Raw genomic sequence first — 23576 nt, forward strand, 5'->3', positions numbered from 1 at the left:
TGCGAGTCTGCTCGCATAATTGACGCGTGCGGCAAGCCTGATGGTCGCCGGGTAGATATACTGTACAGACAAACAGTAACGCGCAGGAGGTCACGATGGGCTACAACGTTAAGCAATCAGAGCAGCGCCGTATCGCCGGGTTTCATCTGGTGGGGCCGTGGGAAGAGAAGGTGAAGCAGGGCTTCCAGCAGTTACTGCTGTGGGTCGAGCATAACCAGATCCAGCCGCTGGAGTGGGTCAGCGTCTATTACGATAACCCCGATGAAGTGCCGCCGGAGAAGCTGCGCTGTGATGTCGCCATCACAGTCGAGCGCGACTTCCAGGTGCCTGTTAACAGCGCAGGCGTTATCACCACCGACATTCCCGGCGGCCACTACGCGGTGATGAGCGCACGGGTCTACAACGAAGATTTTGAAGGCAGCTGGAATCTCTTTTTCGACGAGCTGTTGGGTGACACCTCGGTGCAGATTGGTGCCGGCCCCTGTTTTGAGATCTACCAGAACGACGGTAAGAGCGACGGTTTCTGGGACATTGAGATGTATATCCCCGTCGAGCCGAACGCCCACTAAAGCCGGGCAGGGCAAAAAAGGCCGCGAGAGTGATGCTGGCGGCCTCTTTTTTTGTCCTGACAGGGCATTGGCAGGAAAAAATACCGCTACAATTGCGCCTTTCTTTTTGACCCGGAGCCTGGCTGTGCGTCGCGACAAATCCCTCAGCCCGTTTGAAATTCGACTTTATCGCCACTACCGCGTGGTGCACGGCGTACGCATTGCGCTGGCGTTTATCCTCACCTTTTTGCTTATCCGCCTGCTCAATGTGCCGGAGGGTACCTGGCCGTTGATTACCCTGGTGGTGCTGATGGGACCGATCTCCTTCTGGGGCAACGTGGTGCCGCGCGCCTTTGAGCGCATCGGCGGTACCATTTTCGGCGCGGTGCTGGGGCTGGTGGCGTTAAAGCTGGAACTTTACTCTCTGCCGCTGATGCTGCTGTGGTGCGCCGCCGCCATGTTTCTCTGCGGCTGGCTGGCGCTCGGCAAAAAGCCTTACCAGGCGCTGCTGATTGGGATCACCCTTGCGGTCGTCGTGGGTGGGCCAAGCGGCGATATGCATACGGCGCTGTGGCGCGGTGGCGATGTGATTATCGGTTCGCTGCTCGCCATGCTCTTTACCGGCATCTGGCCGCAGCGCGCCTTTTTGCACTGGCGCATTCAGATGGCGAACTACGTCACGGCCTTTAACCGCGTCTATCAGGGCGGTTTCTCACGCAACCTGGTTGAGCGGCCACGGCTGGAGAAGCATCTGCAAAAAATCCTCAACGACGTGGTGAAGATGCGTGGGCTGATTACCCCCGCCTGCAAAGAGACCCATATCCAGAAAGCGATCTTCGAGGCGATCCAGACCGTCAGCCGCAATATGGTCTGCATGCTGGAGCTGCAAATCAACGCCCACTGGAGTTCGCGTGCCAGCCACTTCGTGATGATTAATGCCAGCACGCTGCAAGAGACGCAGCAAATGACCCAGCAGACGCTGCTCACCATCGCTCACGCGCTCTATGAGGGCAACCCGCAGCCGATCCTGGCGAACACGGAAAAGCTTAACGATATCGTCGCCGAGCTAAGGCAGTTGATTGGCGAACATCAGGGTGATGCGGTGACGGAAACCTCCATTCACGGCTATGTCTGGCTCAGCATGGAGCTGGCGCGCCAGCTGGAGTTGTTATCGCATTTGATCTGCCGGGCGCTGCGCAAATAAACGGCTAATAACACCCTCGGGATGCCAGGTTGTTTCGATTCAGCTATATTTGCGGTTATGATAGCCAGCAGGAAAACTTATTGTCATATGCCACTGCTTTGGGTAGGTTTGCCTCTCAGGTGATGGCCTTAACGAATCCGAATCTCAATTAATCAGGGGTGTCAAAATGGAAACAACCAAGCCTTCATTCCAGGACGTTCTGGAATTTGTGCGTCTGTTCCGTCGCAAAAACAAACTGCAGCGCGAAATTCAGGACGTTGAGAAAAAGATCCGTGATAACCAGAAACGCGTTCTGCTGCTGGACAACCTCAGCGACTACATCAAGCCGGGCATGAGCGTTGAAGCCATTCAGGGCATTATTGCCAGCATGCGTACCGACTACGAAGATCGCGTTGATGACTACATCATCAAAAACGCCGAGCTGTCGAAAGAGCGCCGCGAAATCTCTAAAAAACTGAAAACCATGGGCGAACTGAAGTCGGTTGAAAATAAAGCCGAGTAAGCGCCTGCGCGGTGAGAGCCTCGTCTCTCACCGTCTTCTCTTTTCTCCATCCCCTTCCACTTTTCTTCCTCCTTTTTTCTTTATCACCCATAAAAACCAGGCCTTTCTCTGTTTGCAGAGTGGTAAAATGCGCCGCGCAGAAAGCACATCAGGACGTTTAAACATCATCAGGAGCCCGCATGTTAACGCTTGTCACCGGCGGCGCGCGCAGCGGCAAAAGCCGTCACGCCGAATCGTTAGTCAGCCACGCGCCGCGAGTGTTATATATCGCCACCGCGCAAATTTTTGATGAAGAGATGGCCGCGCGCATTGATCATCATCGCCAGGGCCGCCCGGCACACTGGCGCACGGAGGAGCGCTGGCAGCAGATAAGCAATATCATCACTGCGCACAGCGATGCGGATGAAGCGATTGTGCTGGAGTGCATCACCACACTGGTGACTAATCTGCTCTTCGCCTTTGGCGGCAGCGACGATGCTGAAGGCTGGGATTACGCCGCGCTGGAGGCGCAGGTGCAGCAGGAGATCGACGCACTGATCGCTGCCTGCAACGCCTGTCCCTCGCCGGTGGTGATGGTAACCAATGAAGTTGGAATGGGGATCGTGCCGGAAAACCGTCTGGCGCGGCATTTTCGTGATATTGCCGGGCGCGTTAATCAGCGGCTTGCACAGGCCGCCGATGAGGTCTGGCTGGTGGTATCGGGAATTGGAGTGAAAATAAAATGATCAAGTTGTTCTTCGCCACATTGTCGTTTATCAGCCGCATTCCGGTGCCGGGCCGCTGGGTACAGGGGCTGGATGGCGCGGACTATGTGCGTGGGATCACCACTTTTCCGCTGGTCGGCCTGCTGCTCGGCGGCCTGAGCGGGCTACTTTTCATGGTCTTGCACACCTGGTGCGGTGCACCGCTGGCGGCACTGTTGAGCGTGCTGGCGCTGGCGCTGCTGACCGGCGGTTTCCATCTCGATGGTCTGGCAGATACCTGCGATGGCGTTTTCTCGGCCCGCCGACGCGAGCGCATGCTGGAGATTATGCGCGATAGCAGGCTCGGCACCCATGGCGGGCTGGCGCTGGTGTTTGTGCTGGTGGCAAAAATCCTCTTGCTCAGCGAGCTTCAGTTGCGCGATACGCCGATGATAGCGGCGCTGGCGGCGGCCTGTGCTGCCGGGCGCGGCTGCTCGGTGTTACTGATGTTCGGTCACCGCTACGCCCGCGACGAAGGGCTGGGCAATCTGTTTATTGGCAAAGTTTCCGGCAGGGATACCTTTGTCACCTTAATCATCACTGCACTGATAACCGTGGCGCTGCTTGGCGCGCAGGGCGTGCTGGCGCTGCTGGTCACTATGGTGGCGATTTACCTGCTCGGCTGGTTGCTCAAGCGCACCCTCGGCGGGCAGACCGGCGACACTCTCGGCGCGGCGATTGAGCTTGGCGAGGTTATCTTCCTGTTCGCACTACTCTGATCCCTTAACGAGAGACCTGATGCAGACATTAGCGAGGATATTAGCCGCCATTCCGGCTCCCGACGAAGGGGCGATGCGACGCGCGCAGCAGCACTTAAATGGGTTACTCAAACCGGTTGGCAGCCTCGGGCGGCTCGAGTCGCTGGCGGTGCAACTGGCCGGGATGCCCGGCCTTCAGGGCGAGCTGCGGGTAGATGAGAAAGCGCTCATTGTGCTGTGCGCCGATCACGGTGTCTGGCAGGAAGGCGTGACGGTCTCGCCGAAAGCGGTGACCGCTATTCAGGCGGCGAACATGGTGCAGGCTAACACTGGCGTATGTGTGCTGGCGGCGCAGGCTGGGGCGAAAGTTCATGTGCTGGATGTGGGGATTGACGCCGAGCCGATCCACGGGCTTATCAATATGAAAGTCGCGCGCGGTAGCGGGAATATTGCGACGGGTCCGGCAATGAGTGGCGAGCAGGCGGAAGCGGTGTTGTTCTCGACAGTGCGTTATACCCGTCAGCTTGCTGCGCAAGGGGTGAAGCTGTTTGGCGTCGGCGAACTGGGAATGGCGAACACTACGCCCGCCGCAGCGGTCGTCAGCGTATTGACGGGCAGTGCGCCGCAGGCGGTGGTCGGCCTCGGTGCCAATCTGCCTGAATCGCGACTCGATCATAAAGTGCAGGTGGTGAGCAGGGCGCTTGCCGTCAATCAACCGGATGCGGCTGATGGGCTGGACGTGCTGGCAAAAGTGGGCGGCTACGATCTGCTGGGGATGACCGGCGTGATAGTCGGAGCTGCGTCCTGCGGCTTACCGGTGGTGCTGGATGGTTTTCTCTCTTATGCCTCGGCGGTGGCGGCGTGCCGGATAGCCCCGCAGGTGAAACCCTATTTGATCCCCTCGCATCTCTCCGCGGAAAAAGGGGCGCGTATCGCCCTTGCGGCGCTCGGGCTTGAACCCTATTTGTTGATGGAGATGCGTTTAGGTGAGGGGAGCGGTGCGGCGCTGGCGATGCCGTTGATCGACGCCGCCTGTGCAATTTACAACCAGATGGGTACGCTGGCGGGCAGTAATATTGTGTTGCCGCCGGTGCAGTGAGGGTTGCCGGAGGCGGCTAACGCCTTATCCGGCCTACGCAAACCGAATGCATGCTGTTTTGTAGGCCGGATAAGCGCAGCGCCATCCGGCAAAACGCCGCTTACTCAGCCTGCTGCATTACCTGCAACAGCGTATCCAGCAAGCCGGGAAAACAGATATCCAGATCTTCACGGCGCAGTGAGATCATATTCTCCCGCCCCTGCGGGCGCTGCCACACCACGCCGCTGTCGCGCAGCACGCGCCAGTGATGGGTCATGGTCGATTTCGCCACCTCCTGTGGACGCAGCGTGTTGCAGCTCATTTCACTGCCGTCGGCCAGGCGCTTGATGATGGCCAGGCGCAGCGGGTTGCCGAGCGCAAAAAGCACATTTTCCAGGCGAAACTGCTCACGTTCAGGGTGGTTAGCGATCATACTTTTCCTGTATTAACGATGGGGCTGCGGCTGACTCAGCGGCGCTACTATACGCAAACTGCCTGCTTAACACCACGACCGCTACCCCGGATTCGCCAATCAAAGGAATAGTAAAAATAGTTCGAATATATACGTACAGTTGTACTATGCTAAACGCCGTTAAACCTCTGCGGCTTATTCGGGCCGCTAACTAACAGTCAACAGACTAAGGACGCATCATGCCCCGACCCATTCCTCTCGAACGTTATCGCAACATCGGTATCTCCGCGCATATCGATGCCGGTAAAACCACCACCACCGAGCGCATCCTGTTTTACACCGGGATGAGCCATAAGCTGGGGGAAGTACACGATGGCGCGGCAACCACCGACTGGATGGCGCAGGAGCAGGAGCGCGGCATTACCATTACCTCCGCGGCGGTAAGCTGCTTCTGGCCCGGTATGGATCGCAATTTTGAACCGCACCGTATCAACATTATCGATACCCCAGGGCACGTCGATTTCACCATCGAAGTGGAGCGCTCTATGCGCGTGCTGGACGGCGCGGTCATGGTTTACGACTCGGTGGGCGGCGTGCAGCCGCAGTCAGAAACCGTCTGGCGGCAGGCCAATAAGTATCACGTTCCGCGCCTCGCGTTCGTGAACAAAATGGACCGCCCCGGCGCAGACTTCTTCCGCGTGGTACAGATGATGATCGACCGCCTGAAAGCCAACCCGGTGCCGATTGTCATCCCGATTGGTGCTGAAGAGCACTTCACGGGCGTTATCGACCTGATCAAAATGCGCGAAATCATCTGGGATGATGCCACGCAGGGGATGTCCTTTAGCTATGCGCCGGTGCCTGAAGAGTTACTGGAAACTGCGCAAGAATGGCGCGAAAAAATGGTCTCTGCGGCAGCGGAAGCGAACGAGACACTGATGGATAAATACCTCGAAACCGGCGAGCTGGACGACGCTGAAATTATTGCCGGTCTGCGCCAGCGCACCATCGCCGGTGAAATCCAGCCGATGTTGTGCGGCAGCGCCTTCAAAAATAAAGGCGTGCAGCGCATGCTCGACGCGGTGGTGGAACTGATGCCCTCGCCGCTGGATATTCCGGCAATTCAGGGCGTAGATGAAAGAGGCCAGCCGGCGGAACGTCATGCGAATGATGACGAGCCCTTCTCGGCGCTCGCCTTCAAACTGATGACCGACCCCTATGTCGGCCAGCTGACGTTTATCCGCGTCTACTCGGGCGTGCTGAAAAAAGGCGATGCGGTCTACAACCCGGTGAAAGGCAAAAAAGAGCGCATCGGGCGTATTGTGCAGATGCATGCCAACGATCGTCACGAAGTGGATGAGCTGCGCGCGGGCGATATCGCTGCCTGTGTTGGGTTGAAAGATGTCACCACTGGCGACACGCTGAGCGATCCGGACAAGGTGATTACGCTTGAGCGCATGGAGTTCCCGGAGCCGGTGATCTCGCTCGCCATCGAGCCGAAGACTAAAGCGGACCAGGAGAAGATGGGCATCGCGCTACAGCGGCTGGCGGCGGAAGATCCGTCATTCCGTCTGCATACGGATGAAGAGTCCGGGCAAACCATCATCTCCGGAATGGGGGAGCTGCATCTGGAGATTATCGTTGACCGCATGAAGCGCGAATTCGGCGTGGAGGCGAATATTGGCCGTCCGCAGGTTAGTTATCGCGAAACGCTGCGCAAAACCGTTAAAGAGATTGAAGGCAAGTTTGTGCGCCAGTCCGGTGGTAAAGGGCAGTATGGCCATGTAGTGCTGACGCTGGAGCCACTGGCGGCGGGAAGCGGCTTTGTATTTGAAGACGCGACCAAAGGCGGCGTGGTGCCGCGCGAGTATATCCCCTCCGTTGAGAAGGGGCTGCGTGAAGCGATGAACAGCGGCGTGCTGGCGGGCTACCCGGTGGTGGATGTAAAAGCGACGCTAACCTTTGGCTCTTATCACGATGTCGACTCTTCGGAGATGGCTTTCCGCATGGCGGCGATCTTTGGCTTTAAAGAGGGCGCACGCAGAGCAGATCCGGCGATCCTTGAACCGGTAATGCATGTCGAAGTAGAGACGCCGGAGGAGTACGCCGGGAATATTATGGGCGATCTCTCTTCGCGTCGCGGCATGGTACAGGGGATGGAAGAGCGCTTCGGTAGCCAGATTATCCGTGCCGACGTACCGCTGGCGGAGATGTTTGGCTATGCCACCACGCTGCGTTCAATGTCGCAGGGGCGTGCAACCTACAGCATGGAGTTCCATCACTACGCGGAAGCGCCGCGCAATGTGGCCGAGGAGATTATCGCCAGCCGCAGTAAAGGATAGAGTTTAACTCGTCACTTCAAACCCCGCTTCGGCGGGGTTTTTTACGCTCAATTGTTGTCCAGCGCTGTTATTCATTGAGCGGCTTCGCAACCTTTTTTCCACTCTGCTGTTTTTCATCGAAAGTGTGGAAGCGCGCTTCCAGGCTGCATCTGCAGAAGATCGACAAAAGGAGTAAATGCAATGAGTAAAACACTCGAGCAATTAATTGCCGAACAGACACCTGAGGTTGTCGCGAAGGCGCAAACCCTGGTGCAGGAGATGCTGCTTAATATTCACCTTGCTGAGCTGCGCGAGCGCGTGCAAAAAACGCAGAACGAAATGGCGCAGGAGCTGGGGCTTAAGCAGCCCACCGTGGCCGTGATGGAGAAGCAGGGGAGAGATATTAAGTTATCGACGCTGAAACGCTACGTCGAGGCGACGGGCAGCAAGCTGCGGATCGATATCGAGTTACCCGACGGCTCCCATTATGGTTTCGCGCTCTGACGGCAGATCCCTGGAAGCCGACTATCATTAGCAGACATCCGCTTCGCCTGAGGAAAGGTTATGTTGCGTCCTGTCACACTGCTTTGCGCTTCTCTGCTGTCACTCTCGGTCCAGCCTGCGCTGGCGGTTACTTACCCGCTGCCGCCAGAGGGCAGCCGGCTGGTGGGTAGCCCGCAAACCATCACCGTGCCGCAGGGCAATACCTTTCCGCTGGAAGCCTTTGCCGCAAAATATGGGCAGGGTTTGAGCAATATGCTGGAAGCCAATCCCGATGCAGACCCCTATCTACCAAAAGCCGGTACACAGCTGGTTATCCCGCAGCAGATCATCCTCCCTGCGACTGTGCGGGAAGGCATTGTTGTTAACGTCGCGGAAATGCGGCTCTATTACTACCCAAAAGAGAGCAATACCGTTGAGATCCTGCCGATTGGTATCGGCCAGGCCGGACGCGAAACGCCGCGTAACTGGGTGACTGCCGTTGAGCGCAAACAGGCGGGTCCTACCTGGACACCGACGGCCAACACCCGCAAAGCCTACGCCGATGAGGGCAAAACCCTGCCGGCCTTTGTGCCAGCCGGGCCGGATAACCCGATGGGGCTATACGCCATCTATATTGGAAAGCTGTATGCCATTCATGGCACCAATGCGGATTTCGGCATCGGCCTGCGCGTTAGCCAGGGGTGCATCCGCCTGCGCAATCAGGATATTAAGTATCTGTTTGATAACGTGCCGGTCGGCACCCGCGTGCAGATTATCGATGAGCCGGTGAAAGTGAGCCGCGAGCCGGACGGCAGCAGCTGGGTCGAAGTGCACGAGCCGCTGTCGCGCAACCGCACAGAGTTTGAATCGACGGCAAAAGTGCCTCTGCCCTCCACGCCGGTACTCAACAGAATCGTAAAAGAGGCGGGCGCGGATGCAGGCCAGGTGGCGATGGTGCTGGAGAGACGTTCAGGGATGCCGGTAAAAATCGGCGTGCCAGCTGTGAACAACAGCGAAATGCGAGGTATTGAGCGGATGTAAAAGCGGGCAGCGCAATTGCTCAATTAATTTGAATGTTATTGTTAAATCAATGTTATTTCTTCTTATGGCGTAAAGCGTAGAGTAGGGGGCACTTACGCTTTACTGAACGAAGGACGACGCCATGAAGAAGATCGGCTTTTTATCATTTGGTCACTGGACCCCCTCGCCGCAGTCCGGCACCCGCTCCGCGGCTGACGCGCTGCTGCAATCTATCGATCTGGCGGTCGCCGCAGAAGAGCTGGGTGCAGATGGCGCTTACTTCCGGGTGCACCATTTCGCCCGTCAGCTCGCCTCGCCGTTCCCGCTGCTCGCCGCCGTTGGCGCCAAAACCAGCCGCATTGAGATTGGTACTGGCGTGATCGATATGCGTTATGAAAACCCGCTCTATATGGCGGAGAGTGCCAGCGCGGCGGATCTCATTTCCGGTGGTCGTTTGCAGCTTGGCATCAGCCGCGGCTCGCCGGAGCAGGTGATTGATGGCTGGCGCTATTTCGGCTACCAGCCCGCCGAGGGCGAAAACGAGTCCGATATGGCGCGACGTCACACCGAAGTGCTGCTCGATGCGCTGCGCGGTGAAGGGTTTGCTAAGCCCAACCCGCAACCGATGTTCCCCAATCCGCCGGGGTTGCTGCGCCTCGAGCCTTACGCAGAGGGTTTGCGCGAGCGCATCTGGTGGGGCGCGGGCTCCAATGCCACCGCGGTATGGGCGGCGAAACTGGGGATGAATCTGCAAAGTTCGACGCTGAAAGATGACGAAACGGGCGAGCCGTTCCACATTCAGCAGGCGCAGCAGATCCGCGCCTACCGGGAGGCGTGGAAAGCCGCAGGTCATACGCGCTCACCGCGCGTCTCCGTTAGCCGTAGCATCTTTGCCCTGATGAACGATCGCGACCGCGCCTACTTTGGCGGCAGCCGCGACGACGATGACAAAATTGGTTTTCTTGATGAGAAGACGCGGGCGATTTTCGGTCGCAGCTATGCCGCAGAGCCGGACAAATTGATTGAACAACTCAAGCGAGACGAAGCGATTGCCGAAGCGGACACGCTGTTACTGACAGTACCGAACCAGCTTGGCGTTGACTACAACGCCCACGTTATTGAGTCAATTTTGAAACACGTTGCGCCCGCAATGGGCTGGCGCAGCTAATCAGGACGCCCTGCCGCGCGTGCCGGCAGGACGTTTTTTACCGCGTATTCGAAAGACAGGAAGCGGTAAATTTTTTCACACCACGTTGATTTTAATAAAAATATCACCTTCATCCGCTCCTCGCTTTTCCTGCCAGTTAAAAAGCAGCGTATTACGCGATTTGTCGCCGGTAAGACGCCATATTCCTCCTCGCTTCGCTTGAAATCCTTTCCACTCAAACTGTTACTCGGAGTTATCTCCCTTGCGATTTTGTGACGGCTGCTACACTTATTGGCGTTAACGGTAACGACATAACGTCATTTCCGCGCGGTGAAACGCTTCGTTTTTGCAGGCGATTTCGCCCCCACACAAGGAGATAAGATATGACAGACCGTCCACAAAATCCTCAACACGCGCAACAACAACAGTGGCCCGGCAGTTTTTTAAAGATGGAGCCGAAACCCGATCACGGTGAAGCGGATTATCAGGGCTCGGGTCGCCTGAAAGGCAAAACCGCCATTATCACCGGCGGTGACTCTGGTATTGGCCGGGCTGTTGCCATCGCCTATGCCCGCGAAGGCGCAGACGTGGTGATCTCCTATCTTGATGAGCATGATGATGCGAAAGACACCGCACAGTGGGTTGAAAAGGCAGGGCAGAAAGCCGTCTTGATTGCGGGGGATATCACGAATGCTGAACATTGCCGCAATATTGTGGCGAAGACGGTGGAGCAATTCGGCAAGATCGACATCGTGGTGAATAACGCTGCCTACCAGATGACGCGCGAGTCGCTTGATGAGATCAGCGACGATGAATTCGACCGCACCATGAAAACCAATCTCTACGCCATGTTCTATATCTGCAAGGCGGCGGTACCGCATATGCCGGCCGGTGGGGCGATCATTAACACGGCCTCGGTGAATGCCGATCAGCCGAAGCCGAAACTGATTGCTTACTCGGCGACCAAAGCGGCGATTATCAACTTCTCCGGTAGCCTCGCTGCGCTGCTGGCTGAAAAAGGCATTCGTTCAAACGCCGTTGCGCCTGGCCCTATCTGGACGCCGCTTATCCCGGCGACCATGCCACCTGAGCAGGTTGAAAGCTTTGGTAGTGAAGTCCCGCTTGAGCGAATGGGGCAGCCCGCTGAACTCGCCTCATCCTACGTGATGTTAGCCAGCGACGAAGCGAGCTATATCTCTGGTGCGACCATTGCTGTTACCGGTGGCGTTGCAGTTATCTGACGGGCAAGGAGACGTGATGAAGGCTTATCCCCTGGCGCTCAGTGTGCCTGTTGCCACCCATATCTTCGGCGGGCAACGCATTAAGCAGCAGTTGGGCAAAGCGGATCTGCCCGATTCACGCATCGCGGAAACTTGGGAGATCAGCGACGTTGACGGCATGATCGCCTCGGTGGTTAACGGTGAATATGCAGGTTGCAGCCTGCGTGAGCTGGTGGAGCGCTATCCCGATGAGATGGTAGCGCCCAGTTGGCGCGGGCCGTACTTCCCGCTGCTGAGCAAATTCATCGACGGCAGCGGGATGCTCCCGGTGCACCTGCATGCCAACGATAAAGTCGCGCAGGCCCTTGAGCAGCAGCCCAATGGCAAAACCGAAGCCTGGTACATTCTGTGGGCGGCGGAAGACGCGACCTGTCTCCTCGGCGTGCGCGAGGGCGTTGATAATGCGCGGCTGAAAGCGGCACTGCTGGCCGAGGATTACGATGCGGTGATGTACCGCGTGCCGGTGAAAACGGGTGATACATTTTACGTGCCCGGCGGCATGTTGCACAGCTTCGGCCCCGACACGCTGATTTATGAAATCGAGCAGACCTCGGATATCCAGCAGCACGCCATGCCGTGGCGCATGGAGGATGGCTCGCGCCTGAGCCAGCAGGAGTGGGAGCGCAATATTGATGCGCTGTTACAGGAGCTGCGCCCGGAACTGCGCTGTGAGCCGCAGCCAGGCCTTGTGCTTGAAGCGCCAGACCTGAAGCGGTTCTTCTGCTGCGCCGGGCCCTATTTTGCGCTGGAGCGCTGGTCGTTCAGCCAGACGCAACGTTTTCATTTCAATAGCGCGCGTATTCTCACTAACCTCGGTGCGCCACTTACCGTTGAGGCAAACGGCGTCAGCGTACCGGTTGGCAGGGCGGCATCGCTGCTGCTGCCCGCGGCGCTGGGTGAGGTCACTCTGCATGATGCGGGAGATGTGCTAATCGGTTATGTGCCGGATCTGATGGCTGATGTGCTGCAACCGCTGCGCGATGCGGGCTACCGCGAAGATCAGATTGCGGCGCTCGGCGATATAGACGGGCACCTGCGTTAACCTGACTGCGCAGAATGCAAAAAGCCCGCTCGGGTTTCCCTGAGCGGGCTTTTTAAATGTGGCTCCTCTGACTGGACTCGAACCAGTGACATACGGATTAACAGTCCGCCGTTCTACCGACTGAACTACAGAGGAATCGTGTGGAGGCTTATCTTAGCGGCGAAAAATCTTTTGTCAAACCCCATTTCAGGGGAGGGGAGTCAACTGCTGATTCCATCAGCGATTTGCATGTATTGACACCAATTTATGCTGAATTGCTTTGCAGGATCACCATTTCTCCCCCATCATTTGAAATGTAATTTCATCTTTTACGGCAAGGACTATTTTGAACGTCGTCACCCCCCTTCGCCAGGCCGTCATGCGTACCCCCTGGTATAGAAAGCGTAAAAGCTATCGTGTGCTCTTCTGGCGGGAAATCACCCCGCTTGCGGTGCCGATCTTCCTCGAAAACACCTGTGTGCTGATGATGGGCGTGCTCAGCACCTTCCTCGTGAGCTGGCTGGGCAAAGAGGCGATGGCGGGCGTGGGCCTTGCCGACAGCTTTAACATGGTGGTGATGGCCTTTTTTGCCGCTATCGATCTCGGTACCACAGTAGTGGTGGCCTTCAGCCTTGGCAAACTCGACGCCGAGCGGGCGAGGTCAGCAACGCGGCAATCGCTGATGATCATGACGCTGTTCGCCATCGTGCTGGCAGCGGTGATCCACTACTTCGGCCGTGAAATTATTGATGTTATTGCCGGAGCGGCAACCCAGCCGGTGAAAGATCTGGCGCTTACCTACCTTGAGTTAACGGTGCTGAGCTATCCGGCGGCGGCGATTGCGCTGATTGGCAGCGGCGCGCTGCGCGGCGCAGGTAACACAAAAATCCCGCTGCTGATTAACGGCGGCATGAATATTCTCAATATCATCATCAGTAGCGCGCTGATCTACGGTGCTTTTGGCTGGCAGGGAATGGGCTTTGCGGGTGCGGGGCTCGGGTTGACCATTTCGCGTTATATCGGCGCGGTGGCGATTATCTGGGTACTGATGATTGGCTTTAACCCGTCGCTACGCATTCCGCTTAAAAGCTATTTCGAGAAGCTGAACTTCAACATTATCTGGGAAGTGATGGGCATCGGCATTCCCGCCAGTATCGAATCGGTACTGTTTAACGGCGGTAAACTGTTAACGCAGATGTTCGTCGCCGGGATGGGCACCAACGTGATTGCCGGGAATTTTATCGCTTTCTCCGTGGCGGCGTTGATTAACCTGCCCGGTAACGCGCTCGGCTCGGCCTCGACGATTATTACCGGTAAACGGCTTGGCAAAGGGCAGATAGCCCAGGCCGAACGCCAGCTGCGCCATGTATTCTGGCTCTCGACACTGTTACTGACAGCGATTGCCTGGGGAACCGCGCCGTTTGCCGGCTGGTTCGCGGCGTTTTACACCCATGAAGAGGATGTAAAAGAGGTCGTTAAGGTGCTTTTATGGCTTAACGCCGCGTTTATGCCAATCTGGGCTGCGTCGTGGGTGCTGCCCGCCGGGCTGAAAGGCGCGCGCGATGCGCGTTTCGCGATGTGGGTGTCGATGCTCGGCATGTGGGGCTGTCGCGTCGTGGCGGGTTATACGCTCGGTATCGTGTTAGGTATGGGCGTGGTCGGTGTCTGGCTGGGGATGTTCCTTGACTGGGCGGTGCGCGGTGCGCTTTTCTACTGGCGAATGGTCAGCGGCCGCTGGCTGTGGAAGTATCCGAAGCCGCAGAAAACGCCGACGGAACGGGCCATTTCTGCGCAAAATGGAGAATAATTCGGCAAACGCGTCAAAATGTGAAATCAGGCTTTGACATGGCGCAGGGGCACCGCTAATATTCGCCCCGTTCACACGATTCCTCTGTAGTTCAGTCGGTAGAACGGCGGACTGTTAATCCGTATGTCACTGGTTCGAGTCCAGTCAGAGGAGCCAAATTTAAGAAGCCTGCTTACGAGCAGGCTTTTTGCTTTTCATATTCCGGTCATCTCGCCGTCTCAGTTTTTGCCCTTCACCAATCACAACCCGCTTTATAGGCTCACTGTCAATATAACCTTTTGTCGCGCTCCGCGCGGGCGAATGGCTTGTGTATTCTCACAAACGAGCTGTTCACCGCCAGCCGAAACTGGCGGTGAGAGAGGCAGGTTTATCGGAAAGGGGGTTCGTTAAAGGTGCGCAGCTTACGCGAATGGAGGCGATCGCCTTCGGCGCGCAGCAGGTCGATGGCGCGAATACCGATTTGCAGATGCTCGGAGATCGCCCCTTCGTAGAAGCGGTTCGCCTGGCCGGGCAGCTTGATCTCGCCGTGCAGCGGCTTGTCAGAGACGCAGAGCAGCGTACCGTAAGGCACACGGAAGCGGTAACCCTGCGCGGCGATGGTGGCGCTCTCCATATCAATTGCTACCGCGCGGCTCAGGTTAAAGCGCAGCGCTGAAGCAGAGTAACGCAGCTCCCAGTTGCGATCGTCGGTGGTGACCACCGTGCCGGTGCGCAGCCGCTGTTTTACCTCTTCGCCAGGCATCTCGCTCACCTCTTTGGTGGCGTCATACAGCGCGCGCTGTACTTCGGCGATGCTCGGAATCGGGATATCCGGCGGCAGGACTGCATCAAGGACATGATCATCACGCAGGTAGGCGTGCGCCAGCACATAGTCGCCAATCTGCTGGCTTTCGCGCAGGCCGCCGCAGTGACCAATCATCAGCCAGACATCCGGGCGCAGCACCGCCAGGTGATCGCAGATGGTTTTCGCATTCGACGGGCCAACGCCAATATTGATAAGCGTAATGCCCTGGCCGTCTGCCGTGACTAAGTGCCAGGCGGGCATTTGGTGCTTCTTCCACGCCAGATCGGAGATCGCCTGCTCCGGCGCTTCGGTATCGGCGGTGATCCAGTGTCCGCCCGCGCAGGAGAGGGCGATATAGGGGCTATCGGGATCGAGGATCTGGCTGCAACCCCAGCGCACAAACTCATCCACATAGCGGGTGTAGTTGGTAAACAGCACAAACGGCTGGAAGTGTTCAACCTGCGTACCGGTGTAGTGGCGCAGGCGCGCCAGCGAGAAGTCGACGCGGCGGGCGTCAAAGTGCGACAGCGGGTAGAGTTCGGTCGGATGGAACAGGCCATCTGCCGTCTCATCGCCAATCTGCGCCAGTTCGGTAGTCGGGAAAAAGCGCGTCAGGCCAGCGCTCATTGAGCGATCCAGCGTCAGCTCTGAACCGTCTATCACATAAGGATAAGGGATCTCGTGGGCCGACAGGCCAACCTCGATCTGCGCGCCATAATCCTGGCACAGCAGCGTGAGCTGCTCGATAAGATAGGCGCGAAACAGCGACGGGCGGGTAATCGTGGTGGAGTAGCGGCCCGCATGGGTAAAGCGTGCATAAGCGCGGGTTTTCGACGGCTTGCTTGCGCTGCCGTTCCAGCTCACCGACAACTGCGGGTAGACGAACAGCCCTTTTTCACGCGCTTCAACGTCAGGAAGCTCACCTTTCTCAATATAGATACCAATCGCCTCGCGAAGGGCATTGACGGAGCGGTCATACAGCGCTTCCAGCTGATCCAGCGCCTGTTCCGGGGTCAGATTTGCACCCTCGTTGGTCATTTTTATCTCCTTATCTGCGTTACGGCTCTACCGATAATATGTCACGACTTTGTGAAACGAAAGTTGCCGGACAGTGATTCGGAAGAAACGGGGGGAGAAAAGATCCGGCGCGCCAGCGCACGCCGGAAGCGGGTTACGCGTGGATGTTGACCAGCGTACGGCCATGAATATTGTTGTTGAGGAATTCGGCGGCGGTAGCAGGGACCTGTTCGAGCGCGATCTCTGTTGCGGCTTGCTGGTAATAGCTCTCCGGCAGCGTGCTCGCCAGCTTCTCCCAGACGGCGCTGCGCTTTTCAGTTGGCACCATCACAGAGTCAACTCCTTGCAGACGCACATTGCGCAGAATAAACGGCATTACGCTGGTCGGCAGATCGAAACCGCCCGCCAGACCGCAGGCCGCCACGCAGCCGCCATAGTTGGTCTGCGCCAGCACTTTTGCCAGCACCTTGCTGCCAACCGTATCGACCGCGCCTGCCCAGAGCTGCTTCTCCAGCGGGCGCGTCTCATCAAACTCGCTTCTTGGCAGGATCTCATCGGCGCCCAGCTGGCGCAGGAACGCATGGGTTGATTCGCGACCCGTCACCGCCGCAACGCTGTAGCCCAGCGTTTTCAGCAAGACAACCGCCGTGCTGCCGACGCCACCGCTGGCACCGGTAACCAGCACCGTGCCATCCTGCGGTTTTACGCCCGCCTCTTGCAGGGCGTTAACGCAGAGCATGGCGGTAAAACCGGCGGTGCCGATGATCATCGCATTGCGCGCGCTCAGGCTCTGCGGCAGCGGCACCAGCCAGTCGCCCTTCACGCAGGCCTGGGTTGCCAGGCCCCCCCAGTGGTTTTCCCCCACGCCCCAGCCGGTGAGGATCACCGCCTGGCCTGGCGTGTAGCGCGCATCGCGGCTTTCACTGACGCGACCGGCGAAATCGATGCCCGGCACCATCGGGAACTGACGCACGATTTTGCCTTTGCCGGTGATGGCCAGCGCATCTTTGTAGTTGAGGCAGGACCAGTCGATATCGACTTTCACCTCGCCCTCGGCAAGATCCGGCAGGGCGATCTCTTGCACCGCGGCGAGGGTCTGTTTCTCATGTTGTTCCAGAACTAATGCTTTCATAACTGCGTTTTCCTCGTCATGAGGGGTGGATTTCGGCGTAATGCCGGCTCTGCAGGTGTTATTTGAATATGTTGGCGGAAGAAGGCCCAGAAGTGGTCGAGCGGCTCTGCGCTGCGAAAGAGTTTGGCGCGCATCACCGCGCCCTCCCAGCCGGACCAGAAGAGGCTGGCCAGCGCCTCGGGCGACGCCTGTTGCGGCAGTTCGCCGCAAGCTTGCGCCTCGCGCAGACATGCTGCCACGCGGCGCTCCCAGTCGCTCAGAATGGTTTTCAGCTGCTTCGGAAAGGCATCGGGTAGCAGCGGCGTCTCTTGCAACAGGTTGCCGACAAGGCACCCGCGGCGGAAATCATACTTCGCCATTCCTTCACCGGCGTGATGGACAAAGGCGTCCAGCCGTTGAAGAGGCGTACGTGACGTATCGAGCAGAAAAGTGTCGAGTTTATGGGCGAAGAAGGCACCGTAGGCCTCAAGCACCGCCATACCAAACGCCTCTTTGCTCTTAAAGCAGTGGTAAAACGATCCCTTAGGCACGGCGATATTTTTGATTACCGCATCGATCCCGGCGGCGAGATAGCCGGTTTCTGTCAGCACCTCCAGACCCGAGCGGATCAGCGCCTGGCGGGTGTCGGTAAAGTCGCGTGCCTTTTGCGGCGGGCGGCCACGACGCGGCTTTTGCGTCAATGTATTATCGCCATCCATAATTTAGACCGATTGGTTTTAATTGGCTTAAGCCTACGCCGGACGGGGAGAAGAGGCAAGGGAGGAGGGGGGAGAAAAATGCCCGCACAAGGCGGGCAACTCCGTCAGGCAGTCGTATTAATGGTACGACCGATAGCCGGATTAGAAGGCAACTGCGGGATCTGTTTGATCAAATCCGTTGCAATAGTTTGTTGCGTATCCAGCGCCTTTTTCAGCACCAGGGTGTTCACCTGGTTATCGAGCTGATAAGAATCAAGGCTGCTGGCTAATGATGCGATCTGAATTGGATCCATGTCGATCATCCTTTTGTTGTCGAGCAACATCGCTCAGCACGGCGAAATAAACGCCGCACTGAGTTATCGGCAAAGTGGCGCAAAACTTTACGCTAAACCTGCCCGCTATACCGCCTTCGCTGCGGCTGCCCACTGCGCGGGAAAATCCACTGAGCGCAGCTCCGGCTCAACCGCTACCCGCTCTACCGAGACGAGGGCGTTGATAATAAAGGGATCGCGCTGGAGATAAGCCTCAATCTGTTGCTCATCTTGCGCCTGCAGAAGGATAAAGCCGCCGGAGTTGTCGCTCAGCGGGCCGGCGACAATCACCATCCCTTGCTGAAGCCCTTCCACCAGCCATGTTTTATGCCCCTCGCGCCACGGCTCCAGCCGCTCCGGCGAGGTTATCCAGCGTAATGTCACTGCGTATAACATCTGCGGCTCCTTACAGGTTAATGACATCTGCCACTGAGGCGATGGCGCGCTGAATTTCACGCTCTTTCACTGCATCTCCTTTCGAGATCCCCTCCGCGCGCACAAACGCGACGTTGGTGATGCCGAGGAAACCAAAAAAGGCATTGAGGTAGCGCTCCTGGAAATCCATCTCTGCCAGTGGCGTATCGTGGTAAAAGCCGCCGCGCGAAGAGGCGATAATCACCCGCTTATCACCGGCAAGCCCAACCGGGCCCTGCGCAGTGTAGCTGAAGGTTTTGCCCGGCTGGGCAAGGCGATCCAGCCACGCTTTCAGCTGGCTCGGAATGGAAAAGTTGTACATCGGCGCACCGATAACAATCAGATCGCTTGCCAGAAACTCTGCGACCAGCACCTCGGAGAGACGGTGCTCGACGGCGACATCGGCCGCGAGATCGGGCTCTGCCACCGGCCGGAAGCCAGCGGCGATGGGTGCGGTCAGATGGCTTATCTCGTCGTCAACAACATCACGATAAACCACCTCGTCATAGCGCCCGCTTTGCATCAGCCGGTCGACAATCTCCCGGGAGAGCAGGCGCGAGACGGAGTGCGCGTGATTAAAGCTCGAATCAATGTGCAGGATGTTCATACCAATAGCCTCTGGTTCAGGGAAGAGTGCGGGCAGCCCGATCGATAAACTCAGCCACGCGATCGGCATGGGAGATCATCGACAGATGGCTGGAGTAGAGTGAAACGCGCGTCGCGCCGATCGCCTTTGCCAGTGCGTTTTGCACGGTTGGGTTGAGGGCGGCGTCATTTTCGGTCACCAGATACCATGACGGTTTATCGTGCCAGGCAGCATGGGTGAGGGTGTCGGTAAAGGCACGTGCGGCAATTGGCTGCTGTGCGGCGGCCAGCAGCTGCGCCCGCTGGCGGGAGAGGTCGTTTGCCATCACCTTATGAAACAGAGCCGGGTCGTCGAGCCAGATCAACCCCTGTTCGTCGGCAGATAAGCCCGTCATCGGCGCGTGTAAACGCGTCAGCAAGCCCGCGACAGACTCGTGGCTGTCCGGCACCAGCGCCGAGAGATAGACCAGCCCTTTGACGCGCGGATCGTTACCCGCGTCTGTGATCACCGCACCACCCCACGAGTGGCCGACCAGCAAAACATCACCAGGCTGGCGGGCAATAACTGCGCGCGTGGCGTTGACATCATCCTGCAGCGAGGTGAGGGGGTTTTGCACCGCCGTCACGTGGTAGCCCATCGCCTGTAGCCGCGCCATCACCGCCGACCAGCTGGAGCCATCCGTAAACGCGCCGTGTACCAGAACGATATCAGGCATGGTCTGTTCCTTTGCCTGGGCGGCAAAAATGGTCATCAGTAGCAGGAGAAAAGCCCGCATGGTTAACATCATGAAGTTGCGCCACATTGCCAGCCCTTAATCAGTGGAAGAGAAGTTGGGAAGAGTGTGAAAGAATCTGCGGCTGGCGAGTAGTGTCTTATTTGACATCTATCATGCAAAATCGGACAGAGTGATGAGGTGAGGTATGCGCGTTGCGCTTCTGGCATTACCCGGCAGTATGCGTTCAGCGCTGGCGGGGTTAACGGATATGTTCTGGCTGGCAAACCAGGTTATCGGGCAAAATCATCCCGCCACGGCGCGTTTTGAAACACAGATCGTGACGGCAGAGGGCAAAGCCGTGCCGGATGCGCAGGGGCGAATGATTGAGAGCGATGGCGCATTTGATCAGCGCCCGGATCTGATTATCGCCAGCGGCATGAAGCTGAATGAGGATAAGCACCCCGTTGATGCAGAGGCGATTGCGCAGGCCGCGCAGTGGGTTAAAGGCTGCCATGCAAAAGGAAGCGTGGTGGCGGGTGCCTGTGCGGGCGGCTTTGTGCTAGGCGAGGCGGGGTTGTTGACCGACAGGATCTGCACTACCACCTGGTGGCTGTTTCATACGTTTCGTGAACGTTATCCGCGGGCAAAACCGGTGTGGGGAAAAGCGCTGGCCGAGGATCGCAATGTCATCACCACCGGCGGGCCACTGTCGTGGGTGGATTTGACGCTGCATATTGTCGCTAACCACGCCGGAAAAGAGATTGCCCGCCTGATGGCAGATATGGCCGTTGCCGACAGCCAGCCACTCTCCCAGCAGCTCTATGCACCCAAAGGCTTTCTCAACTCCGTCGATCCGCTATTAACCAAAGCCGAAAATCTGGTGCGCTACCAGAACCCGGCGATCACCGTTGAGCAACTTGCCGCCGCGCTCAATATGACGCCGCGCACGCTGCACCGGAAAATGCGCGACCTATTACAAGAAAGCCCAAAAGCGTTTATCACCCGGGTGCGGATTGAGAGCGCGATTACGCTGCTTGAGATGCCCGGCAACAGCGTTAGCCAGGTGGCCTTTGCCTGCGGATATCAGGATGAGACGGTCTTCCGACGGGCGTTCAGCGCGGTGACCGGTATGTCACCGGCGCGCTATAAGGCATGGAGCAGAAGCCGACAGAACCTGCCGATGGAGCAGGGAGGCTGATGCAGAAAAGCAAAAAGCCCGCTTAAAAGCGGGCTTTTCTAAATCTGGCTCCTCTGACTGGACTCGAACCAGTGACATACGGATTAACAGTCCGCCGTTCTACCGACTGAACTACAGAGGAATCGTGTGAACGGGGCGCATATTATCGATGACCATCGGGCTTGTCAAAGGGTGGATTGCAATGAGATGACCGTTTGCTGACAAATTGGGCAATCTGTTCATCCCACGCCCATTTGCGCTGCTTTATACGCCGTTTTGCACCGCGGTGGTGCAAATTACCCCTTATGGGGCATAAGCAAACCGCTGTTTCATGCTCTGTTTATCCCGTAGCGATTAGAAAGGCTTATTATCCAGCCGCTTAACTCTCCTTTTATTCATCTCAGGAAATGTGGCAAGCATATTGCAACTCCTCAAACATCATCACTCTTAGCGTTGGCATGGGTAATCCTTACAGGAGGCAAAATGAACTTAAGACGCCTGAAGTACTTCGTAAAAATCGTCGATATTGGCAGCCTGACGCAGGCCGCTGAAGTGTTACATATTGCGCAGCCTGCGCTGAGCCAGCAGGTCGCAACGCTGGAAGGCGAGATGGATCAACAATTGCTGATCCGCACCAAGCGCGGCGTCACGCCGACGGAAGCGGGCAAGATCCTCTATACCCATGCGCGCACCATTCTGCGCCAGTGTGAACAAGCGCAGCTGGCGGTGCATAACGTCGGCCAGACGCTGCGCGGCCAGGTATCGATTGGCCTCGCGCCTGGTACGGCTGCCTCCTCCGTAACGATGCCGCTGCTGCAAGCGGTGCGCGCTGAGTTGCCGGAAGTGACCGTTTATCTGCATGAAAACAGCGGCACGGTGCTGAACGACAAATTGTTAAACGGCCAGCTCGATATGGCAGTGCTCTACGAGCGCGCGCCGGGTGCCGGGATTAATAGCCTGCCGCTGCTGAAAGAGGATCTCTACCTGGTCGGCACACGGGATTGCCCGGGGCAGAGCGTCGATCTGGCAGCGGTTGCTGAACTCAATCTCTTCCTGCCGCGCGATTACAGCGCCGTGCGTTTGCGGGTGGATGAAGCCTTCTCTCTGCGCCGCCTGACGGCGAAGATCATCGGTGAGATTGAATCGATTGCCACCCTGACGGCGGCGATCGCCAGCGGAATGGGGGTGACGGTGCTGCCGGAATCCGCCGCGCGCTCGCTCTGTAGTGCCACAAACGGCTGGATGGCGCGCATCACCACGCCATCAATGAGCCTGCCATTGTCACTGAATGTCTCTGCACGCGGCAGCATGTCGCCACAGGCGCAAGCGGTGAAAGACATTCTGCTGTCGCTGGTCAGCCGTCCGACGATGGAGAACCGCGAACTGCAGCTGGCAAGCTAGTCTTTATTCCTTAAAAGTATAAGTTGCTGGTTTTTATTATTTGTTCTGCCTGGCCGCAGACTTTAACAATAACGTCATGATTGATGGGCCAGGAGCGAAGGGTGAACTTCCAGCAACTTAAAATTATCCGTGAGGCGGCGCGGCGGGATTACAACCTGACGGAAGTCGCCAACATGCTGTATACGTCGCAGTCCGGCGTAAGTCGACATATCCGCGAGCTTGAAGAGGAGCTGGGGATTGAGATCTTCATTCGCCGCGGCAAGCGGTTGCTGGGCATGACCGAGCCGGGCAAAGCGCTGCTGGTGATTGCCGAGCGCATTCTTAACGAGGCGAGCAACGTCCGCAGGCTCGCCGACCTCTTCACCAATGACACCTCCGGCGTTCTGACCATCGCGACCACCCATACGCAGGCGCGTTATAGCCTGCCGTCGGTAATCAAATCCTTCCGTGCGCTCTTTCCTGAGGTTCGCCTTGAGCTTATCCAGGGGACGCCGCAGGAGATCGAAACCCTGCTGCATAACGGCGGCGCAGATATCGGTATCGCCAGCGAGCGCTTAAGCAACGACAGCGCGCTGGTGGCGTTTCCGTGGTTCCGCTGGCATCACAGTCTGCTGGTGCCGCAGGATCATCCGCTGGCGCAGGCCTCACCGCTGACGCTGGAAGAGATCTGCCGCTGGCCGCTTATCACCTATCGTCAGGGCATCACCGGGCGCTCGCGCATTGATGAAGCGTTTGCCCGCAAAGGGTTAATTCCCGACGTGGTGCTGAGCGCGCAGGACTCCGATGTGATCAAAACCTATGTCGAGCTGGGTCTCGGCGTCGGGCTGGTGGCGGAGCAGTCCAGCGGTGAGCATGAAACGGGGAAACTGGTGCGCCTTGATACCCGGCACCTGTTCGATGCCAATACCGTCTGGCTGGGGTTAAAGCGCGGTCAGTTGCAGCGCAACTATGTCTGGCGTTTTATCGAACTCTGTAATGCCGGGTTGTCGGTCGATGAGATCAAACGCCAGGTGATGGAGCCGGATGAAGCGGCGATTGATTATCAGATTTAATGCCAAAAAAAGCCTGCGCAGATGC

At 57.6% G+C, this 23576-nt stretch carries 25 protein-coding genes and 3 tRNA genes; 18 read left to right on the top strand and 10 right to left on the bottom strand.

Annotation, left to right across the window (positions count from 1 at the left end):
* Positions 1 to 95 precede the first annotated feature (95 nt).
* From sbmC to cobT, 6 genes are all read left to right on the top strand, one after another.
* Entirely contained in the window at positions 96 to 569 is a 474-nt protein-coding gene (gene sbmC / locus SOM48_RS06385; protein ID WP_320511637.1) for a DNA gyrase inhibitor SbmC, read from the top strand.
* A 124-nt stretch (positions 570 to 693) separates the two neighbouring features.
* The gene (locus tag SOM48_RS06390) at positions 694 to 1752 is read left to right on the top strand and encodes an FUSC family protein (protein ID WP_023479166.1); all 1059 of its coding nucleotides are present in this window, start codon (positions 694 to 696) and stop codon (positions 1750 to 1752) included.
* Between the two features lie 166 nt (positions 1753 to 1918).
* Entirely contained in the window at positions 1919 to 2254 is a 336-nt protein-coding gene (locus SOM48_RS06395; protein WP_054803203.1) for a DUF496 family protein, read from the top strand.
* Between the two features lie 179 nt (positions 2255 to 2433).
* Positions 2434 to 2979 carry a bifunctional adenosylcobinamide kinase/adenosylcobinamide-phosphate guanylyltransferase gene (gene cobU, locus SOM48_RS06400; protein ID WP_312479934.1) on the top strand — a complete coding sequence of 182 codons (546 nt, stop codon included), beginning with the start codon at positions 2434 to 2436 and terminating at the stop codon, positions 2977 to 2979.
* The gene (gene cobS, locus SOM48_RS06405; protein WP_042717286.1) at positions 2976 to 3716 is read left to right on the top strand and encodes an adenosylcobinamide-GDP ribazoletransferase; all 741 of its coding nucleotides are present in this window, start codon (positions 2976 to 2978) and stop codon (positions 3714 to 3716) included. The genes cobU and cobS overlap by 4 nt, the downstream gene beginning before the upstream one ends.
* Before the next feature lie 19 nt (positions 3717 to 3735).
* Positions 3736 to 4794, top strand: a complete 1059-nt coding sequence (cobT, locus tag SOM48_RS06410; RefSeq protein WP_320511638.1) for a nicotinate-nucleotide--dimethylbenzimidazole phosphoribosyltransferase — start codon at positions 3736 to 3738, stop codon at positions 4792 to 4794.
* Between the two features lie 100 nt (positions 4795 to 4894).
* Here cobT and SOM48_RS06415 read toward each other — a convergent pair whose 3' ends face one another.
* Positions 4895 to 5206, bottom strand: a complete 312-nt coding sequence (locus tag SOM48_RS06415; protein WP_054803200.1) for an ArsR/SmtB family transcription factor — start codon at positions 5204 to 5206, stop codon at positions 4895 to 4897.
* Positions 5207 to 5424: 218 nt separating this feature from the next.
* Here SOM48_RS06415 and fusA point away from each other — a divergent pair, with 218 nt between their 5' ends.
* The 6 genes from fusA (at position 5425) to SOM48_RS06445 (ending at position 12478) form a co-directional block, all read left to right on the top strand.
* On the top strand, positions 5425 to 7527 hold the full coding sequence (gene fusA / locus SOM48_RS06420; protein ID WP_320511639.1) for an elongation factor G: 2103 nt from the start codon (positions 5425 to 5427) through the stop codon (positions 7525 to 7527).
* Positions 7528 to 7707: 180 nt separating this feature from the next.
* Positions 7708 to 8010, top strand: coding sequence for a helix-turn-helix domain-containing protein (locus tag SOM48_RS06425; RefSeq protein WP_076770110.1), 303 nt, complete (start codon positions 7708 to 7710; stop codon positions 8008 to 8010).
* 63 nt (positions 8011 to 8073) lie between these two features.
* The gene (gene ldtA / locus SOM48_RS06430; protein ID WP_320511673.1) at positions 8074 to 9030 is read left to right on the top strand and encodes a L,D-transpeptidase; all 957 of its coding nucleotides are present in this window, start codon (positions 8074 to 8076) and stop codon (positions 9028 to 9030) included.
* Positions 9031 to 9151: 121 nt separating this feature from the next.
* The gene (locus tag SOM48_RS06435) at positions 9152 to 10177 is read left to right on the top strand and encodes an LLM class flavin-dependent oxidoreductase (RefSeq protein ID WP_054803199.1); all 1026 of its coding nucleotides are present in this window, start codon (positions 9152 to 9154) and stop codon (positions 10175 to 10177) included.
* A 362-nt stretch (positions 10178 to 10539) separates the two neighbouring features.
* Entirely contained in the window at positions 10540 to 11397 is an 858-nt protein-coding gene (locus SOM48_RS06440) for a glucose 1-dehydrogenase (RefSeq protein WP_320511640.1), read from the top strand.
* A gap of 16 nt (positions 11398 to 11413) precedes the next feature.
* Positions 11414 to 12478, top strand: coding sequence for a class I mannose-6-phosphate isomerase (locus tag SOM48_RS06445; RefSeq protein WP_320511641.1), 1065 nt, complete (start codon positions 11414 to 11416; stop codon positions 12476 to 12478).
* 59 nt (positions 12479 to 12537) lie between these two features.
* On the opposite strand, the gene SOM48_RS06450 is transcribed toward SOM48_RS06445, so the two are convergent.
* A tRNA-Asn gene (locus SOM48_RS06450) sits at positions 12538 to 12613 on the bottom strand.
* Between the two features lie 5 nt (positions 12614 to 12618).
* Here SOM48_RS06450 and SOM48_RS22660 point away from each other — a divergent pair.
* The 3 genes from SOM48_RS22660 to SOM48_RS06460 all read left to right on the top strand — a co-directional run bounded on the left by SOM48_RS22660 (position 12619) and on the right by SOM48_RS06460 (position 14420).
* The gene (locus SOM48_RS22660; RefSeq protein WP_219846320.1) at positions 12619 to 12777 is read left to right on the top strand and encodes a DUF5951 family protein; all 159 of its coding nucleotides are present in this window, start codon (positions 12619 to 12621) and stop codon (positions 12775 to 12777) included.
* Complete coding sequence (locus SOM48_RS06455; protein WP_288882835.1) at positions 12777 to 14264, top strand: EmmdR/YeeO family multidrug/toxin efflux MATE transporter; 1488 nt, start codon at positions 12777 to 12779, stop codon at positions 14262 to 14264. The genes SOM48_RS22660 and SOM48_RS06455 overlap by 1 nt, the downstream gene beginning before the upstream one ends.
* 80 nt (positions 14265 to 14344) lie before the next feature.
* Positions 14345 to 14420 (top strand) — tRNA-Asn (locus tag SOM48_RS06460).
* Positions 14421 to 14631: 211 nt separating this feature from the next.
* On the opposite strand, the gene SOM48_RS06465 is transcribed toward SOM48_RS06460, so the two are convergent.
* The 7 genes from SOM48_RS06465 to SOM48_RS06495 all read right to left on the bottom strand — a co-directional run bounded on the left by SOM48_RS06465 (position 14632) and on the right by SOM48_RS06495 (position 20008).
* Positions 14632 to 16086 carry an AMP nucleosidase gene (locus SOM48_RS06465; RefSeq protein ID WP_320511642.1) on the bottom strand — a complete coding sequence of 485 codons (1455 nt, stop codon included), beginning with the start codon at positions 16084 to 16086 and terminating at the stop codon, positions 14632 to 14634.
* Between the two features lie 133 nt (positions 16087 to 16219).
* A complete protein-coding gene (acuI, locus tag SOM48_RS06470) occupies positions 16220 to 17197 on the bottom strand; it encodes an acrylyl-CoA reductase (NADPH) (protein WP_320511643.1) in 978 nt (325 codons plus the stop codon).
* Positions 17194 to 17895: an acrylate utilization transcriptional regulator AcuR gene (gene acuR / locus SOM48_RS06475; protein ID WP_139965325.1), complete on the bottom strand. Its 702-nt coding sequence runs from the start codon at positions 17893 to 17895 to the stop codon at positions 17194 to 17196. Before acuR ends, acuI begins: the two co-directional genes overlap by 4 nt.
* Positions 17896 to 17999: 104 nt before the next feature.
* Complete coding sequence (locus SOM48_RS06480) at positions 18000 to 18188, bottom strand: YjfB family protein (protein ID WP_054803193.1); 189 nt, start codon at positions 18186 to 18188, stop codon at positions 18000 to 18002.
* Between the two features lie 105 nt (positions 18189 to 18293).
* Positions 18294 to 18602, bottom strand: coding sequence for a YciI family protein (locus SOM48_RS06485; protein WP_320511644.1), 309 nt, complete (start codon positions 18600 to 18602; stop codon positions 18294 to 18296).
* A gap of 10 nt (positions 18603 to 18612) precedes the next feature.
* On the bottom strand, positions 18613 to 19227 hold the full coding sequence (locus SOM48_RS06490) for an FMN-dependent NADH-azoreductase (RefSeq protein WP_289745580.1): 615 nt from the start codon (positions 19225 to 19227) through the stop codon (positions 18613 to 18615).
* 16 nt (positions 19228 to 19243) lie between these two features.
* Positions 19244 to 20008 (bottom strand): alpha/beta fold hydrolase, encoded by a 765-nt coding sequence (locus SOM48_RS06495; protein ID WP_139569368.1) that lies wholly within the window; start codon positions 20006 to 20008, stop codon positions 19244 to 19246.
* 118 nt (positions 20009 to 20126) lie between these two features.
* Between SOM48_RS06495 and SOM48_RS06500 the strand changes: the two genes are divergently transcribed.
* A complete protein-coding gene (locus SOM48_RS06500) occupies positions 20127 to 21119 on the top strand; it encodes a GlxA family transcriptional regulator (RefSeq protein ID WP_320511645.1) in 993 nt (330 codons plus the stop codon).
* Between the two features lie 45 nt (positions 21120 to 21164).
* Here SOM48_RS06500 and SOM48_RS06505 read toward each other — a convergent pair.
* Positions 21165 to 21240: transfer RNA gene (locus SOM48_RS06505), tRNA-Asn, on the bottom strand.
* Between the two features lie 341 nt (positions 21241 to 21581).
* Here SOM48_RS06505 and nac point away from each other — a divergent pair.
* Both nac and cbl read left to right on the top strand, forming a co-directional pair.
* Complete coding sequence (gene nac / locus SOM48_RS06510) at positions 21582 to 22499, top strand: nitrogen assimilation transcriptional regulator NAC (RefSeq protein WP_054803190.1); 918 nt, start codon at positions 21582 to 21584, stop codon at positions 22497 to 22499.
* A gap of 101 nt (positions 22500 to 22600) precedes the next feature.
* On the top strand, positions 22601 to 23551 hold the full coding sequence (gene cbl, locus SOM48_RS06515; protein WP_054803189.1) for an HTH-type transcriptional regulator Cbl: 951 nt from the start codon (positions 22601 to 22603) through the stop codon (positions 23549 to 23551).
* The last annotated feature ends 25 nt before the right edge of the window (positions 23552 to 23576 follow it).

It is taken from the genome of Kosakonia sp. CFBP8986, assembly GCF_034044935.1.
GTDB classification, from domain to species: Bacteria; Pseudomonadota; Gammaproteobacteria; order Enterobacterales; family Enterobacteriaceae; genus Kosakonia; species Kosakonia cowanii.

What these genes read in the sequence shown, in the direction of transcription:
- sbmC (WP_320511637.1), top strand. Translation starts at nt 96, where the DNA reads ATGGGCTACAACGTTAAGCAATCAGAGCAGCGCCGTATCGCCGGGTTT.
- SOM48_RS06395 (WP_054803203.1), top strand. Translation starts at nt 1,919, where the DNA reads ATGGAAACAACCAAGCCTTCATTCCAGGACGTTCTGGAATTTGTGCGT.
- cobU (WP_312479934.1), top strand. Translation starts at nt 2,434, where the DNA reads ATGTTAACGCTTGTCACCGGCGGCGCGCGCAGCGGCAAAAGCCGTCAC.
- cobS (WP_042717286.1), top strand. Translation starts at nt 2,976, where the DNA reads ATGATCAAGTTGTTCTTCGCCACATTGTCGTTTATCAGCCGCATTCCG.
- cobT (WP_320511638.1), top strand. Translation starts at nt 3,736, where the DNA reads ATGCAGACATTAGCGAGGATATTAGCCGCCATTCCGGCTCCCGACGAA.
- SOM48_RS06415 (WP_054803200.1), bottom strand. Translation starts at nt 5,206, where the DNA reads ATGATCGCTAACCACCCTGAACGTGAGCAGTTTCGCCTGGAAAATGTG.
- fusA (WP_320511639.1), top strand. Translation starts at nt 5,425, where the DNA reads ATGCCCCGACCCATTCCTCTCGAACGTTATCGCAACATCGGTATCTCC.
- SOM48_RS06425 (WP_076770110.1), top strand. Translation starts at nt 7,708, where the DNA reads ATGAGTAAAACACTCGAGCAATTAATTGCCGAACAGACACCTGAGGTT.
- SOM48_RS06435 (WP_054803199.1), top strand. Translation starts at nt 9,152, where the DNA reads ATGAAGAAGATCGGCTTTTTATCATTTGGTCACTGGACCCCCTCGCCG.
- SOM48_RS06440 (WP_320511640.1), top strand. Translation starts at nt 10,540, where the DNA reads ATGACAGACCGTCCACAAAATCCTCAACACGCGCAACAACAACAGTGG.
- SOM48_RS06445 (WP_320511641.1), top strand. Translation starts at nt 11,414, where the DNA reads ATGAAGGCTTATCCCCTGGCGCTCAGTGTGCCTGTTGCCACCCATATC.
- SOM48_RS06465 (WP_320511642.1), bottom strand. Translation starts at nt 16,086, where the DNA reads ATGACCAACGAGGGTGCAAATCTGACCCCGGAACAGGCGCTGGATCAG.
- acuI (WP_320511643.1), bottom strand. Translation starts at nt 17,197, where the DNA reads ATGAAAGCATTAGTTCTGGAACAACATGAGAAACAGACCCTCGCCGCG.
- acuR (WP_139965325.1), bottom strand. Translation starts at nt 17,895, where the DNA reads ATGGATGGCGATAATACATTGACGCAAAAGCCGCGTCGTGGCCGCCCG.
- SOM48_RS06480 (WP_054803193.1), bottom strand. Translation starts at nt 18,188, where the DNA reads ATGGATCCAATTCAGATCGCATCATTAGCCAGCAGCCTTGATTCTTAT.
- SOM48_RS06485 (WP_320511644.1), bottom strand. Translation starts at nt 18,602, where the DNA reads ATGTTATACGCAGTGACATTACGCTGGATAACCTCGCCGGAGCGGCTG.
- SOM48_RS06490 (WP_289745580.1), bottom strand. Translation starts at nt 19,227, where the DNA reads ATGAACATCCTGCACATTGATTCGAGCTTTAATCACGCGCACTCCGTC.
- SOM48_RS06495 (WP_139569368.1), bottom strand. Translation starts at nt 20,008, where the DNA reads ATGTGGCGCAACTTCATGATGTTAACCATGCGGGCTTTTCTCCTGCTA.
- SOM48_RS06500 (WP_320511645.1), top strand. Translation starts at nt 20,127, where the DNA reads ATGCGCGTTGCGCTTCTGGCATTACCCGGCAGTATGCGTTCAGCGCTG.
- nac (WP_054803190.1), top strand. Translation starts at nt 21,582, where the DNA reads ATGAACTTAAGACGCCTGAAGTACTTCGTAAAAATCGTCGATATTGGC.